17 protein-coding genes are annotated in these 16052 nt (G+C 38.4%); 13 read left to right on the top strand and 4 right to left on the bottom strand.

Annotation, left to right across the window (positions count from 1 at the left end; genetic code table 11):
* Positions 1-4: 4 nt before the first annotated feature.
* From UFO1_RS00790 to UFO1_RS00815, 6 genes are all read left to right on the top strand, one after another.
* Positions 5-727: a lactate utilization protein gene (locus tag UFO1_RS00790; RefSeq protein ID WP_038666647.1), complete on the top strand. Its 723-nt coding sequence runs from the start codon at positions 5-7 to the stop codon at positions 725-727.
* 412 nt (positions 728-1139) lie between these two features.
* Positions 1140-1481, top strand: a complete 342-nt coding sequence (locus tag UFO1_RS00795) for a zinc ribbon domain-containing protein YjdM (RefSeq protein WP_038666649.1) — start codon at positions 1140-1142, stop codon at positions 1479-1481.
* 128 nt (positions 1482-1609) lie between these two features.
* Positions 1610-2824: an MFS transporter gene (locus UFO1_RS00800; protein ID WP_038666652.1), complete on the top strand. Its 1215-nt coding sequence runs from the start codon at positions 1610-1612 to the stop codon at positions 2822-2824.
* Positions 2825-3067: 243 nt separating this feature from the next.
* The gene (locus UFO1_RS00805) at positions 3068-4621 is read left to right on the top strand and encodes a glycosyltransferase family 39 protein (RefSeq protein ID WP_038666655.1); all 1554 of its coding nucleotides are present in this window, start codon (positions 3068-3070) and stop codon (positions 4619-4621) included.
* An 86-nt stretch (positions 4622-4707) separates the two neighbouring features.
* On the top strand, positions 4708-5394 hold the full coding sequence (locus UFO1_RS00810) for a response regulator transcription factor (protein WP_038666658.1): 687 nt from the start codon (positions 4708-4710) through the stop codon (positions 5392-5394).
* Positions 5384-6676 carry a cell wall metabolism sensor histidine kinase WalK gene (locus UFO1_RS00815; RefSeq protein ID WP_038666662.1) on the top strand — a complete coding sequence of 431 codons (1293 nt, stop codon included), beginning with the start codon at positions 5384-5386 and terminating at the stop codon, positions 6674-6676. Before UFO1_RS00810 ends, UFO1_RS00815 begins: the two co-directional genes overlap by 11 nt.
* A gap of 207 nt (positions 6677-6883) precedes the next feature.
* On the opposite strand, the gene UFO1_RS00820 is transcribed toward UFO1_RS00815, so the two are convergent.
* The gene (locus UFO1_RS00820) at positions 6884-7069 is read right to left on the bottom strand and encodes a hypothetical protein (RefSeq protein WP_038666665.1); all 186 of its coding nucleotides are present in this window, start codon (positions 7067-7069) and stop codon (positions 6884-6886) included.
* 415 nt (positions 7070-7484) lie between these two features.
* Positions 7485-8747, bottom strand: coding sequence for a C4-dicarboxylate transporter DcuC (gene dcuC / locus UFO1_RS00825; RefSeq protein WP_038666668.1), 1263 nt, complete (start codon positions 8745-8747; stop codon positions 7485-7487).
* 258 nt (positions 8748-9005) lie between these two features.
* Between dcuC and pepT the strand changes: the two genes are divergently transcribed.
* A complete protein-coding gene (gene pepT / locus UFO1_RS00830; protein WP_038666671.1) occupies positions 9006-10250 on the top strand; it encodes a peptidase T in 1245 nt (414 codons plus the stop codon).
* A 125-nt stretch (positions 10251-10375) separates the two neighbouring features.
* On the opposite strand, the gene uxaC is transcribed toward pepT, so the two are convergent.
* A complete protein-coding gene (gene uxaC / locus UFO1_RS00835; RefSeq protein ID WP_038666674.1) occupies positions 10376-11782 on the bottom strand; it encodes a glucuronate isomerase in 1407 nt (468 codons plus the stop codon).
* Between the two features lie 316 nt (positions 11783-12098).
* On the opposite strand from uxaC, the gene UFO1_RS00840 reads away from it, so the two are divergent.
* Positions 12099-12353: a hypothetical protein gene (locus UFO1_RS00840; protein ID WP_038666677.1), complete on the top strand. Its 255-nt coding sequence runs from the start codon at positions 12099-12101 to the stop codon at positions 12351-12353.
* 50 nt (positions 12354-12403) lie between these two features.
* On the opposite strand, the gene UFO1_RS00845 is transcribed toward UFO1_RS00840, so the two are convergent.
* Positions 12404-12694: a hypothetical protein gene (locus UFO1_RS00845; protein WP_038666679.1), complete on the bottom strand. Its 291-nt coding sequence runs from the start codon at positions 12692-12694 to the stop codon at positions 12404-12406.
* A gap of 149 nt (positions 12695-12843) precedes the next feature.
* Here UFO1_RS00845 and UFO1_RS24240 point away from each other — a divergent pair, with 149 nt between their 5' ends.
* The 5 genes from UFO1_RS24240 to UFO1_RS00865 all read left to right on the top strand — a co-directional run bounded on the left by UFO1_RS24240 (position 12844) and on the right by UFO1_RS00865 (position 16052).
* Positions 12844-12999: a ribbon-helix-helix domain-containing protein gene (locus UFO1_RS24240; protein WP_084159764.1), complete on the top strand. Its 156-nt coding sequence runs from the start codon at positions 12844-12846 to the stop codon at positions 12997-12999.
* Between the two features lie 195 nt (positions 13000-13194).
* On the top strand, positions 13195-13488 hold the full coding sequence (locus tag UFO1_RS00850; RefSeq protein WP_038666682.1) for a DUF1294 domain-containing protein: 294 nt from the start codon (positions 13195-13197) through the stop codon (positions 13486-13488).
* Positions 13489-13626: 138 nt separating this feature from the next.
* Complete coding sequence (locus UFO1_RS00855) at positions 13627-14712, top strand: alanine/ornithine racemase family PLP-dependent enzyme (protein ID WP_038666685.1); 1086 nt, start codon at positions 13627-13629, stop codon at positions 14710-14712.
* A complete protein-coding gene (locus UFO1_RS00860; RefSeq protein ID WP_038666688.1) occupies positions 14705-15196 on the top strand; it encodes a GNAT family N-acetyltransferase in 492 nt (163 codons plus the stop codon). The genes UFO1_RS00855 and UFO1_RS00860 overlap by 8 nt, the downstream gene beginning before the upstream one ends.
* Positions 15197-15488: 292 nt before the next feature.
* Positions 15489-16052, top strand: coding sequence for a flavin reductase family protein (locus tag UFO1_RS00865; RefSeq protein ID WP_038666690.1), 564 nt, complete (start codon positions 15489-15491; stop codon positions 16050-16052).

The following is a 16052-nucleotide window of genomic DNA, read 5'->3' on the forward strand; positions in this document are numbered from 1 at the left end:
AAAAATGGCACAAGGAGTATTAACAGGTAATCGCGAAGCGTTCTTTTCCACCATACGCCAGAATATAAAAACCCCACCTGGTGGGAAAGCCCCACGCGTAGAAAACCCAATGGATGGTTTATTTACTCAGCGCCAAACAAATGTTGAAGAACGCCGAGATCTACGGGAACGATTTATCCATGAGTGGACCACATTGGGCGGGAAAGCTTTTAGTATTAAAAATCAAACGGAACTTGGACAAGTTATTAAACAAATTATTCAAGAGAGACAGCTTCAAAGGGTAATGCGCTGGGATCATCCTGAACTGGAAAAATTAAAATTAGAAGACATATTTTCAGATACGCAGGCTTCCTTATCACGGTGGCCGTTAGAAAAAAATTATAGTGACTGGATTGGCAAAGCAGCTGCCATGGAAGCCGGCATTGTTTGGGGTGATATGGTGATGGCCGAAACAGGTACCCTTGTATTACCAGCGGCATCTCCCGGTCAGCCTGCATCGATATCTGTATTACCACTTACCCTTATTGCCATCTTTACAACCGCTCAATTAGTGGATGGATTTGCCGGAGTGGTCAAAACCTTTAAAGAGCGGTACGGAACCGATCTACCTACCACAACTACCTTTATTTCGGGCCCTAGCCGTACGACTGATATCGAAATGGTTTTAACCATCGGTGTTCATGGCTCAAGGTATGTTTATGCTTTGATTCTAGATGAAGGAACGTAAACTACATCATCTTTTACGACAAAAATGGACTGATCCTTAGGAAATGCGAGGATTAGGCCATTTTTTTGCGGAATCAGAAAGTATAACACTTCCTTGATTCCAAGTAAGAGCGACTAAGGCTTCTGCCTGCGTCTGAGGACTTGGCCTAAGCCAAGTCTTTTCTTATGGTATCAGAAATTATAAGTTTCTAGTCAAAAAGATTGAACCACAAAGACACAATGCCGCTATCGCGGCACACAAAAAAGATGGGAATGAAATGGATAGAACCCCTTTGTGACCTTTGTGTCTTTGTGGTTCAAAAAGGATAGAAAAAGAACTAGGAGAAAGCTTACAGGGAAGGTTTGTCAATATAAGAAAACTATGATAGTATATTACAATTACAATTACAATAACGAATGGAGAAAAATGAATTATGAATGATTTGCCAAATTGTCCAAAATGTAATTCTGAATACACTTATGAAGATGGAAATCTTCTTGTTTGTCCAGAGTGTGCTCATGAGTGGACTTTAAAATTAGAAAGCGAAAATAGTGAAGATAAACAAGTTATCAAAGATGCAAATGGAAATGTTTTAAACGATGGCGATTCCGTAACCATAATCAAAGACCTTAAAGTAAAAGGAAGTTCATCAGCCTTAAAGGTAGGTACAAAAGTAAAAAGTATACGGTTGGTTGATGGAGATCATAATATTGATTGCCATATTGATGGTTTTGGAGCAATGAAATTAAAATCTGAATTTGTTAAAAAGGTATAAAGCTTCGTACCTGCTACGGATTTAAGTCCAATTCCCTTCTCTTGATAGGAATTGGACTTTTTTACTATAATATTGCATTAAACATTTGCTAATAATTTATAGAATAATATCGAGTAAAGGAGCCAATCATGCAAACTAAATCAACTCGTTCAGCCTGGACGCTAATGATAAGTTCTGCGGCAATTCTAGCAATCACTATGGGGGTCAGGCAGTCAACTGGACTTTTCGTCTCACCGATAAATGCATCTACAGGATTAGGTATTGTTTCGATTAGCTTCGCGCTTGCTGTGGGGCAGTTTGTCTGGGGCTTAGCTCAGCCTATATTCGGAGCAATTGCTGATAAAAAGGGCTCCTATGGTGTTCTTATAGTGGGAGCTTTTATACTTGCAGGGGGATTGGCTTTGACACCTTTCGTAAATTCGGAATGGTCGCTCATATTAACTATGGGCATTTTAAGTGCGGCAGGTGCAGGGGCGGGAAGTTTCTCAATATTGATTGGTGCCACTTCTCGGCAGCTGCCTCTCGAGAAACGTGCTTTTGCTGGCGGTTTTATAAATGCAGGAGGTTCTTTCGGTCAGTTTATTTTTGCACCTTTATTACAAGGAATTATTAGCGGATTTGGCTGGGTCGCTGCCATGCTCACCATGGCGGTAACAACACTTCTTACGATACCCATTGCTTCACTATTGCGAGGTGACTTACCAACAGATAAGAGTGTTGCTTCTACTTCTGAACAGCCTACGGGAGGGTTAGTGCAGCAAGTTCGTCAAGCTATGAAGAATCCAAGCTACTTATGTCTGCATGCAGGATTTTTTACATGTGGCTTTCATATTGCATTCTTGGTAACCCACCTGCCTGGGGAAGTTGCTTTATGTGGGCATTCGGCAAGTGTATCTGCTGCTTCATTGGCTATCATCGGCTTGTTCAATATAGCAGGCAGCTTATTTGCCGGATCCCTTGGTTCACGATATCGGATGAAATACATACTTGCTGTGATGTACGGCAGTCGCGCTGTAATGATCGGATTATATCTTATTGCACCCAAAACGCCTTTGACTTTCTATATTTTTGCTGCTTCTCTAGGGTTCACTTGGTTGGCGACAGTACCACCAACCGCTGGTCTTGTTGGGAAACTTTTCGGTACGAAATATTTGGCGACACTTTTCGGCCTAACACTTCTGACCCACCAAATTGGAGGTTTTTTGGGTGCATGGCTCGGGGGAATTGCTATGGCTCATGATGGCAACTATCTATGGATGTGGTACGCAGATATTATATTGGCATCCGCTGCAGCACTAGTTAACCTTCCAATTCGAGAGGAAAAACTAATTCAGTCTGCTTAACAAGTTAGTTTTCACTTTTCCATTCAAATTAAATTGTATTATAAAGAGTAAAGCAGTTATTTGCCAAATTGGACAATAGCTGCTTTACTCTTTGTAGAAGTCGTGGACGGAGCTTTCTTATTTAGGCACTAATGATTGTATTTGATAGAATGTACTGAGATTTTTACTGATAGGTATTAATACTTTCATTTTATTTTCAGAATCCTAGTTTATACTTAGGTGCTATGAAGGGAAAGTGATAGTATGAAAGATAGAAAGTTATGGATAAATATCGCAATAATCTTATGTGTTTCCTGGTTAATTAGCTTTTTTTACTTGGGTAATTTACCGTTATTAGATCCGGATGAGCCGGTTTATGCCGAAACTGCACTAGAAATGATACAAAATCAAGACTTTATCTCTCCAAGGATTTATGGTGAGTTTTGGTATGATAAACCGCCAATGTACTATTGGCTCGTGGCGGGAGCATTCAAAGTATTTGGTGTTGGAGAATTTGCCGCACGGTTTCCGTCTGCGTTGTTGGCAGCATTAGGATCGGTTTTGCTATATCTAGCGGGTCGTAAACTTTTCAATGATCGCGCCGGACTGCTCTCAGCATTAGTCCTTGCTACTAGTTTAGAATATTTCTACTTGAGTAAGGCCGCCGTTACAGATATTACTCTGACGTTTTTCCTTACAGGAGCATTGCTTGCTTTTCTTATTAGAAAGAACTACCTATTTTATGCTTGCGCCGCACTCGCTGTTGTTACCAAAGGACCTATTGGTGTTGTTTTCTGTGGGGCAATTGTAGGTCTGTACTTGTTGTTCACAGGTAACATTGGGTTGCTAAAACGTATGAAATTATTTAGTGGTGGAGTATTGTTTAGTGCGATTGCGGTACCTTGGTACTGGATCATGTATTATTACCACGGCATGGATTTTGTGGACACATTTCTAGGCTTCCATAATGTGACGCGATTTTTGCAACCTGAGCATCAGTCAGGCGCTTTATGGTATTATTACATCCCCGTACTAATTGTTGGCTTTTTCCCCTGGACTGCATTTTTGACCCAGGCGTTTATTGGGGGATTGAGAAATAAGGGGCAAGAAAGGAATTACACCATATTTCTAGTCATCTGGGCTTCGGTTGTATTCTTATTCTTTAGCTTGTCACAAACGAAGCTGGTTTCTTATATCTTACCAATGTATCCTCCTTTAGCATTATTGGTCGGTTGGTATTTTGATAAAGCTTGGAGGGAAAAACGTAGTAGCGTTTTGAAATGGTCTAGTATAATTCTCGCAATCCTAGTCGTTGTTCTCGAAGCTGGGTTGTTTAAGGCAGGAGGGGTGTTAGCGGCTCAATTAGTTCCACTAGTAAAAGTAACGGCAATTATTCTTTTTCTGCTTGTTGCTTCTGTATGGTGGTTAAGTTATCGTATTAATTTTCGTAGTGTCTTTGTAGCCAATGTGATCGGCATGATATTTTTCACCGCATTTCTAGTAACACAAATGCTTCCTGTTCTGGCACCTAGTCTCGCGGTAAAGGATCTTGTTAATGATTTTAAACAGTATTACGACGGACAGTCTCCCGTATATGTCGCAAAATTTTACCGCCCGGGTTTTATGTTTTACAGTGGTATGCCGGGTATCGAATTGAAGTCAGATGAGTTACAGAAAGCAGTACAAGACAAGGCAGGTAAATCCTATTTCATTGCGCAAAAGAAATATTACGAGAATTTGCCACCGTCAATTCAGGGCAAGATAAAGTTGTTAACAATTGTTGAAGATAAAGCCCTTTTTGTCTACGAAGCTAATTAGGAAATAGTGTTGACATTCGAATTGCTATCGCCTAGAATATATAAAAATAAATCCCTTGGGTAGTTATGGCAAAAGGAGAAGTTCATATGCGTGTATTACTTGCCGAAGATGATGCTAAGCTTGGAAGGTTAATTAAACATATGTTGGAGAAAGCGGTTGCGCAGGTCGACTGGGTTTTGCGTGGTGATATAGCTATCGATTATGCGCTTCACTCTCCCTATGATGTAATTATTATGGATTGGATGATGCCTGGTCAAACAGGACTCGAAGTATGTGATCATCTGCGAAAACAAAACTATCATGGAGCTATATTAATGCTTACAGCCAAAGATGCCGTAAGCGATCGAGTTCTAGGATTGGATACAGGGGCGGACGACTATCTTGTCAAACCTTTTGAATTCACAGAACTACTTGCCAGAGTCCGTGCCCTGTCTCGACGTAGTGGATTAAAAATAAAAGAAGAAATATTACAAGTAGGTAGTCTTGTCTTAAATCGTACCACTCGTAGTGTGCATCGTGGAGATACTGAAATACAACTTACTGCGAGGGAGTTTCAAGTACTGGATTTACTAATGCACAATAGCGGACAGGTAGTACCTAGGGAAGTCATCTTAGATCGGATATGGGGGCTAGAGGCAAACGTATCATCAAATAATCTTGATGCCTATGTTCGGCTGCTCCGAAAAAAAATCAGTCTTGCCGAAGATGATGATGTAGAGTTACAAAACATTAGGGGTATCGGATTCAAATTGGAGGCTCATAATGTTTTCTGAAATACGTAATCGTTTAACGCTGCTTTATACGGTAGTTATGGCAGTCTTTCTTCTAGCATTTATTGCAGTAAGTGATGCTGGGGTTGTTTGGGTGCTTCATCATGAAGAACAACAAGATATACGGTCTTTTGCCGAAGAAGAAGCAAAAGAGCATATAACGATGCTCAAACAAAAAAAGAATAAAATAGAGTTAAAAGAAGAAAACAATATCGATGCCATGGGTGGCAAAATTTTCTTTTATGTGTTTGATGATAAAGGACAACTCGTTGACACCAATGAACCAGCCGTGAAAATGCGCCCCAAAGTTCAGGAGATTATTAGCAACTGGAATGTAGCAGATGGCGAAGGAACAATTAGGAAATTCTATCTCCCAGAAGGGGAACGAGTCATCATAATTATGTGCAGTATGAAGATCTACGACGGAGAAGATTTTCTCGGCAACGTTTTTGTTGGTGAAGACATTACGGCCTATTATGCACTACTTAAGACATTACTGATTGTATTAATTGTGATTGCCATCTTATTTCTTCTTGTTGCCACTTTCATAGGACATTTATTAGCAGGGCGAGCAATCATTCCGATCAAGCAATCGTTTGTAAGGCAACGTGAATTTGTCGCAGATGCTTCTCATGAATTACGTACTCCTCTTAGCATACTCTTGAGTTCCGTCGAGGTTGTCCAGACGGATGACAGTAGCCACCTTTCCTCCTTCTCTACTCAAGTGTTGGATGATATGAAAAGCGAAGTGAAGCGGATGTCAAAAATGGTTTCCGATTTACTGACCCTTGCACGAGCCGATGCAGGGGCAGCCAATATTATTAAAGAAAGATTCGATTTATATAGTGTTACTGAACAGGTTATTCGCTCATTTCAGCCAGTAGCCGATGAAAAAGGATTGGAGCTGGGATTGGACGGTGGTGAGGAAATGGTGATTTTCGCCGACAAGGAGAGAATCAACCAATTGCTATTAATTTTGCTTGATAATGCGATAAAATACACTCCAACCAGAGGTCGGGTAGATGTGTTGCTAAGAAGGGTGGCAGGAGCAAAACCAGGTATTAGCATTACTGTGCGGGATCAGGGTGTAGGAATTTCCGATACACACAAAAGCTTAATTTTCGATCGATTCTACAGGGTAGATAAAGTAAGATCGAGAGAAGAAGGCGGTACGGGGATTGGTTTGTCCATCGCTAAATGGATAGTGGATGCCCATGGTGGGACGATAAAAGTGGAAAGCGCGCCAGGGCATGGAAGTACGTTCATAGTGAATTTACCGAGTTAATCAACAGCCTTATGTGACCATTTTTTAGATGTGAGTTAACCTAAAGTCCCAAGAATAAAAGAACTCAACCGCCGTTATAATGGGTTGAGTTCTTTTTAATTGCAGTAAATCTATATTCGATATTCATTTACGATAAGAAGACTATAATAGTAGATGTATGTAATGAAAATAAGTGGAATAAAAAATTGAAAGATTTGTTCGGTAAGTTCAAGAATCCTGACTAGTAAAGCCCATATAACCATAGGTGTCTTTTACAGCCCCTACCGGTGAAGTATCCTTTACATCATCCATTTTATCTAAGTCTGTAGTAACTATACTAGGGTGCTTTCCAGCGGGTGATCTATTTGATAAAGATTTAATTTTTCGATAGGTTAATTTTTGCCTATAACTCATACTTATCACTTCCTTTATTGATTAGTTAATGCATTCCTTTCTACTTCCTCTGCTTAGCTGTATCCAAAGTATCATCGTTCTATGTATGGTAAAGGAAGGAGCATTGAAACTGAGAGGGCATAAATTAGGATATAGTTAAAAAAGTAGCATCACACATGAATAAGTATTGAATTTATTATTGAAATTTTTTCGGTAAGATAGAAACGAATAGAATTCTTGAATCCTCACGATTGAGAAAATCTCTGTTCGAATCTCTTCAGATCAGTACTAGCTAGTGTTTTAAACCTCAAAAAAATGATGTTGAGTTATAGTAAAATTTGATTTATCTTTTATCCGATTCATAATAGGAAATTCCACAATTATAATACATATAACTGTGGAATTTTCTATTTGCGTTTAAGCTATATAGTTGTTATTAAATTCCCATTAAAAACATACTCATTGTGATGATAAGAGCAAATATCATACCAGGTAAGTTGCGTTTTGTCATTTCCAGAGCGCTTACGTTAGCCATTCCGGCTACAATGATTGTGGCTGCTGCCACTGGAGATAAAACACGTCCGATATTGCCGCTTATGAATGCCATCAAGCCAATCTGTGGGATAGTAAATCCTAACTGCTCTGCATGAGGCGTAATGGTATTGTTAAAGGCCAAAATCATTGAATCACTTGAACCAGACAAAGTTGCCATGAGGAAAGGTCCTAGGGATGCAGCTAGCTTAGCAATATATTGTGAGTGTTTCATACCTTCCACTAAACTGGTCGTTAAGCCAATTGAATTCATTCCCTCTACAAAAACGGTAGCACAAGCGATTAGACCAATGACGTTACCATATGAAGTTCCTAATCCTTTAAAGAATTCTTTAGAAATTATTTCAGGTTTAGTCCAGGTAACAAAGAAGGACGCGATTGTACTTACAACCATAGCTTGCAATACAGAGATTGGTGGGAGGACTGCTACCAACGGACTTCCTAATATCAATAATACCAGTGGCAAAACTGGTACGGCTGCTTTTAGATAATTCACCTTTAACTGTTCAACTGTTTGTAAGGTTGCGGCTGTCTCAATCATACTACAATCTTCTTTACGAAGCCGAGCCACAATTGTTAGGACAATAGCTGAGACAATTGCCCCTGTAATAGGAATTTTGGCCATTTTCATTACAACAACCATTACGTCTAGCCCACTGAGTTTTGCAATAACAATATTATGTACTACGCCCGGATTATATACACCACCCCATGAACCAGCTAATAGTGCACTACCGGCGATTACGGGATGGACACCAGCACTAGTTAGTGCAGGAATTAAAATTGCCCCAACTGCTGCTACACAGCCTGAAGCGCTAGGTAGGGCTATATTAATAAAGAAAGTTATCATTACTGCACCAGGAATAAGTATCGACTTGTATTTAACTAACGCGCGTGAGAGCATATGGACAAGATGTTTATCACAACCAGTTACCCTCATAACTTCAGAAAATCCTAACACTGAACAAATTGTCGTCACTAGGACGCTATTAACCAAGGCCTTTCCGAAAGCATCAATGCTTGCTGCCGGATTTAGAGCCAACGAAGACATGGCTAATCCAGATAGAAATAATACAACTTTGTTTTCGTATCCCTTAGCAATTAAATAAAAAGTAATGATGACAATAATGAAGCCAAAAAAAATCATCAAAGTAGCCTCCTAAGCACAAAGTCCAAAAATAAACTCAGCCCATGTAGATTTAAGATATATGGCCTAGTGTAATCAATCCCCCTTAATACAGTTGCAATCGATTATCTAATTGTAAAAAAAATTACTTTATTAATATATTTGATGATGAAAATTAATTTCCTGCTAATATTTTTAATATATGGAAGGAATTACTATGTATACAGACGAAGCTGATATAGTGTCTTTATGTTAGAGTTAATTCGAGGAGGGGAAAGAATGGTATTAGATGCAAATCATTTAGTTGAACGCTTTTTTCGGTATGTCAAAATTGACACTCAAGCAGACAGTAGATCGGCTACTTGCCCAAGTACTCCAGGACAGTTGGTACTTGGTAGCATAGTAGCTACAGAACTGCAAAATATTGGACTAAAGGAAGTCTCAATGGATGAGAATGGATATGTAATGGCAACCTTGCCAGCCAACGGTTGCCATGATGCCCCAGTAATCGGATTTGTAATGCATATGGATACCGCAACGGACTTAACAGGGAAAAATGTCAAACCTCGCCTTGTTAGTAATTATGATGGCGGTGATATTATATTGAATGAAGAAGCCAGAATTATATTATCACCAAACGATTTTCCAGAGTTGTCTTCTTATAAGGGGCAGGATATTGTGGTAACCGATGGAACTACTTTATTGGGTGCCGATAACAAAGCAGGCATATGTGCGGCGTTTAGCGCGGTAGAGTATCTCATTAACCATCCAGAAATACCCCACGGTAAGATACGTATAGCATTGACACCAGACGAAGAAATTGGCCGTGGTGTAGATAGATTTGATGTAGCGGCATTTGGTGCTGATTTTGCCTATACAATTGATGGTGGTGGATTAGGAGAACTAATCTATGAAAGTTTTAACGCGGCTAACGCCATAGTCCATTTCAATGGTCGTGTTGTTCACCCAGGTTGGGCCAAAAATAAAATGATTAATGCAATGACTATGGCAGCCGAATGGCAAATGATGTTACCAGCTGGAGAAAAGCCAGAATATACAGAGGGCCATGAGGGCTTTTTTCACCCCAAACGCATTACGGGTGGCGTAGACTATGTAGTACTAGATATGTTAATTCGTGACCACAATCGTGCAAAGTTCGAGCAACGTAAAGTATTTATCCAATCTTTAGCGGATTGTTTTAATGCAAAGTATGGATCAGATGCTATTCGCTTAGAAATGAAAGATCTTTATTATAATATGCGGGAAAAAATAGAAGAGGTTTTCTTCGTCGTAGAGGAAGCTCAGCACGCTATGGAAGCTGTGGGTGTAACACCGATAGTCGTACCTATCCGTGGGGGCACAGATGGGGCACACTTATCATACAAAGGCTTGCCCTGTCCTAATATATTTGCCGGTGGACATAACTATCACGGAAAGTATGAATATCTCCCCGTACCGTCTCTAATAAAAGCAACCGAAGTGATAATAGAGCTTATTAAAAGATGGGGTTATAAAAAATGCTGATATATCTTTAATAAGGAATGAAGAGCCTTTTGTAGTAGAGATACAATTAGTAAACGCCTACAAAACAAAAACGTCCTACTAGATTCTATAGAATCTAGTAGGACGTTTTTGTTTTATTCGATTTATTATATTTTGATACCAAAGTATTCTTTGGCATTGTCAAAGCAAATATTTTGTACCATTGTGCCGAGAAGTTCAAAGTCATTAGGTGCTTCGCCAGACTCTACCCATTCCCCAATGATGTTACAAAGAATCCGTCTAAAATATTCATGTCTCGTATAGGAAAGGAAACTTCTTGAATCAGTAAGCATACCGACAAAGAGACTCAGAAGGCCTAGATTTGACAAGGAGATAATTTGTTTTGTCATGCCATCCTTTTGATCATTAAACCACCAGCCAGAACCAACTTGAATCTTGCCTGGAATCCCGCCGCCTTGGAAGCAGCCTATGATTGTACCCAAGATTTCGTTATCGCGAGGATTTAAACAATATAAAATTGTCTTTGGCAGCTCATCGGTATCGTCTAATTTATCAAGAAATTTTGAAAGAGCTTCAGCGAACGTATAATCTGCAATTGCATCAAAACCAGTATCTGGTCCCAGTAGTCTCATCATTCGTTTGCTGTTATTTCTGATGGTACCAATATGGATCTGCATGGTCCAATTCAAACGGGTATACTGTTTTCCAAGATAGACCATAACTTCAGTTTTATATTTCTTTATCTCAGATTCAGTAAGTTGTTCTCCTTTTAACGCTTTTTGCAGGATAGCGGTAATTTCCTCTTCAGTACCTTCTTCGAAAACAATTGGATCTAAGGCATGATCAGAAACTCTGCAACCAACTTCATGGAAGAAATCTAAGCGTTGTTTTAAAGCCTCTTTCAGACTAGTAAAAGTTTGAATATCTTGACCAACAACTTTACTAAGTCTTTCGATCCATTCTACGAAACCTGCTTTATCGATATTAAAGCTCTTATCAGGTCTAAATGCAGGGAGTACCTTTACAGCAAAAGTTTTATCCTTAGCTAATGCAATATGGTCTTCGAGGGAATCTACAGGATCATCGGTAGTACAAATCACCTTTACATTCGAACGTTTGATAAGTTCTCGTGCAGTAAACTCGTCTTTTGCCAACATTTCATTACATTTTTCCCAGATTACTTCAGCAGTTTTGGATGAAAGTAGTTCATTTATACCAAAGAATCTTTTCAATTCTAGATGAGTCCAGTGATACAAAGGATTGCCAATGCATTTTGGCATTGTCTCGGCCCATTTCATAAACTTTTCTTTATCAGGTGCATCTCCTGTTATATACTTTTCGTCAACACCATTACTTCGCATAGCGCGCCATTTGTAATGATCACCGCCAAGCCATATTTCCGTAATGTTTCGGTATCTCTTATTGTCTTTAATTTCTTTCGGATTTAGATGACAGTGGTAATCAAAAATTGGCATATCCTTTGCGTAATCATGGTAAAGTTTTTCCGCAGTTTTATTGGTTAATAAAAAATCTTCGTCCATAAAAGGTTTCATACGTCTTCCTCCAATATATTTTTTTCTAAAAGTTATATAATTCTTATTATTCTATATAATATTGAAAAATCCTTGTTACTTAATTAAATAAATTAACTAACGAATAATTAAAAAGAGATATCATTAAACGGATTAATATGGCTTAGGGGTTAAATATCTCTGATTTTACCGTTATATCTATTATAATTTAAACGAAGAAGATTTATTGGTAGTTTTTACTTGTCATATAAATGTCATATTTTTCTTGTATTATAACCAATATAAACTACTTATAGTGATTTTTATGCCACTATTGGTAAATTAGTTGGAGGTAGTTATGAATAGTACAATGTCTACGACTAAATATCGAAGTCCAATATTATCAACCTGCGATATTGGAAGGTACAAATATAGGATTGTTATGAATTCTGATCAAGAAAACACAGGAATGACAAGTAGGCGCATTAACGTTGAGAAGTGCCTTCTAGATATGAATGATGTATGGGAAAATGTTGAACGGGACACGGTAGAGCATAAAGCCGTAATACAATATGGATTGTTTAGTAAGATGAGAGCAGAATGTGGTTTGTAAATCAAAACTCCTGCAAGGTAATTTTACCTTACAGGAGTTTTGATGCTACGTTAGGTTGATCCCCATTTCTCGTAGTTTGCGATTAAATTTGAAATATACGGTATTGTTGCTGATTCAATTTGTGTAGGAGGTATTGAATCAGCATGTTGTTGTAAGGCATGTAAACCTTGGGAACTGATTTCAACAATATCTAAACTTTGCGGCTTAGTTCTTGAATAAAAACTGCGTTTATTTTTATTATATTTATAATCTTTATATGCAATCATATTTTCATGATTTGCTACTTGAAGATATCGAGCATTAATTTGCTTTATGGGGGATACTTTATAGAAGCCTTGCATTATACCACACCTTTCAAGGGATTACTTAAAATTACCAAGTCTAGAATAATATAAAAGTATGGCAAAACCATGACAATCTCTTTTAAACTTGCTTAAAAAATATAGTTGTGGTGTAATATATAAATATTAAGACATAGGAGTGAATTAACATGGCAGGTAAAGTTATGGTGTCCTACACTACTCGTATTGAACAATCTCTTTCAGATAGACTTAAAGAACATAGTACTACGACGGATGTTTCAATTACAAAGATTATCAATAAGGCTTTAGAGGATTATCTCGATAAAGTTGAAACAACAAAGTAAATTCGACTAATAAAGAAACTAGCAGACTTTAATAGATTGCTAGTTTCTTTGTTATTATTGAAATATCGACGGTTAATTTTTATAGAACCATTTTCAAGCAAATAAACAATAGTGCTGCCTTCTTACCCTTATATGGCTTGCATGTTGAGAATTACACTATAGCGGTCTTTACCTACAAGAGGAGGACATAATTTGATGCATTTATTTCTTAATTCTCGGATATGGTTCATTACATATGTTCTTTGGAACATAGTAACCTTTTTCTTGATTATGTTAGATAAGAAACGTGCGCGGCAACAAAATTGGCGCATCAGAGAACGTACTTTATTTCTTTGTGCCTTATTTTTTGGCGCAACAGGTATACTTATCGGTATGTATATGTTTCGCCACAAGACGCGTCATTGGAGTTTTATCATAGGTATACCCTTTCTATTGCTGATTAATGCCACCTGTTGTTACTTCATTTGGCGACAAGGCTGGCTTTTATGAGAGGGTGCTGGAGATTCAGTAGTATAAGATTAAAGATGAGTAAAGTGGTTATTATATTACCTTAGAGCGGTTTCTACAGTCTAACCATTAGCGCAATTTCATGTGTCCGAAAGTGCGCTATATAAGGGGGAGAGCTTAATGCGTGGTTGTCCAATGCTTGAGATTGACCTAGAAAAAATCAGGTATAACTCCATTCAAGTAGTAGAAAAATGTCACCAAAAAGGGATAGCCGTAATTGGTGTTACTAAAGGGTTCAGTGCTATGCACCAAATCGTCTCTGCCATGGTGGAAGGTGGCATTAACGGTTTGGCGGATTCCAGGATGGAGAACGTCATTGAACTTAGAGAAAGAGGCTTTACTCAACCGATTACTATGCTTAGGCTTCCAGGGTTAAGCAACGTTATAAATGTTGTTCAGCATACCAATACTAGTATTAATTCAGAAATAACTGTAATCAAGGCATTAGCGAAAGCGGCTAAGAAATTAAAAAAAATACACAAAGTGATTCTAATGGTTGACGTCGGTGACCTTCGTGAAGGAATACTGCAGGAAAATGTACTTGATATTGCAAGGCAAATTTCTTTTTTAAAAGAAATAGAACTATCGGGATTAGGAACAAATATGGGATGTTTTGGCGGCATTCTGCCCAGTTCTAAGAATTTAGGGACTTTAGTTGAAATGGGGCGTGCTGTGGAATCTCAATTAGGTCATAAAATTGAGATTATCTCCGGGGGCGGGACGTCTAGTTTACTTCTGGTAGAAAATAATCAAATTCCTGCTGGAGTTAATCAATTGAGAATTGGTGAAGGTATATTGTTAGGTACAGACACGACCAATAGTCGCAAAATACCATGGCTTCACCATGATGCTTTCCTTTTGCGAGCAGAGGTAATTGAGGTTAATTGCAAGCCAACTATACCTACGGGAATTATTGGTAGAGATGCTTTTGGTAATATCCCGGAATTTATCGACATCGGGATCAGAAAAAGAGCAATTGTATCTATGGGGAAACAGGATGTCAATATTGATGGCATTAGGCCAATTGACAAAAAAATAATAGTATTAGGAGCGAGTAGCGATCATCTCATCGCTGATATTACAGACTCTGAACAAACAATAAAGGTTGGGGACCAAATTGCATTTTCTCTAACCTATGCGGGGGTGCTTTCAGTCAGTGATTCAAAGTATGTGGGAAAGAAATTCAAAGGGGGAACCGATGATTGAACTGGTGCGAGAAATTGAACCTAAACTGATTCAGCGTTTAGTTCAGTTAGAAAAAGAAGCTTTTGGCGAAGGTGGAATGAATGCGTGGCATCTTGTACCGCTAATTCGGCATGGTCGTGTCTATGTTTTTAAAAAAAATATAGAAATTATTGGACTAATTCAGTATATGCTGGATTGGGATAGTCCACAAAAAGCCTATATGGTCGGAGTTTCAATATCCAAAGACTCTCAGGGGCTAGGTCTCGGGACTGAATTACTTAAGAAGAGCTTAAAAGCTTTATATAGGGAAAATATTGAAAAAGTAGAACTAACAGTGGATCGAAATAATGTTGCAGCAGTTAAAATTTATGAGAGCAAATTGGGATTCAAGGTTACGGATTGCCGGAAAGACGAGTATGGTGAAGGCGAAGATAGACTGGTAATGGTCCTATCGTTAGCTGACTTTGCAAATAACGACGAGTGCAGAGTCGATCAAACAAGGTGAAGGTATAATAAGATAAATTTGTAGACCCCAAAATGGCAAGAAAAATTCAATAAATAGTTTTAAGGCTCAACATGCAATGGATAATTGCAAGTTGAGCCCTTTTGACATACAAAATTTTCGATTGATTCTTGAACAAACCGTCACTTGATATCAGATACTAAATGTACATGAGGATCTGATAAATCATAATGAGTTAGAATTCGATATCTTAACACGGGTATACTATACAATGGAATAATCATCGAATTCGTTTACACTTTATGTTGATTCAATTAAAGGAGGACTTATTTTAGTGAAAAAAGTTAAGTTACCGAATAGGCCATTTGGCCCGTTTCCTACTATGCTTGTTGGCGTAGATGTCAATGGCAAACCTAATTACGTTACAATCGGTGCATGCGGAGTCGTGAGTCTTGAGAATGTACTATATATATCATTAAAAAATACCCATCACTCGACTTTGGGAGTCAAAGAAAATGGGTATTTCAGTGTTAATATACCTTCGGCAGATATGGTGCAAAAAACGGATTATTGCGGTGTGGTATCAGGAAAGACTGTAGACAAGTCAATGTTATTTACGTCTTTTTACGATGACCTAGGAAAGGCACCTATGATCAAAGAATGCCCGATGAACCTACTTTGCAAAGTTATTAATAGTGTGCCAATGTTTGGCTTCGAAATGTTCTTTGGGGAAATTGTGGCTGTGTATGGAAATGAGGAATGTCTGAGTGCAGGCAAACTAGATCCATTAAAGGTCAACCCGATGATTATGATGGGGTCGAGTTACTTTAGCCTGGGACAAGTAGTAGGTCAGGTTTTCAAAGAGGGAGTAGAATTTAAAAAAACACAAAATGAATAA

It is taken from the genome of Pelosinus sp. UFO1, assembly GCF_000725345.1.
GTDB lineage: Bacteria > Bacillota > Negativicutes > DSM-13327 > DSM-13327 > Pelosinus.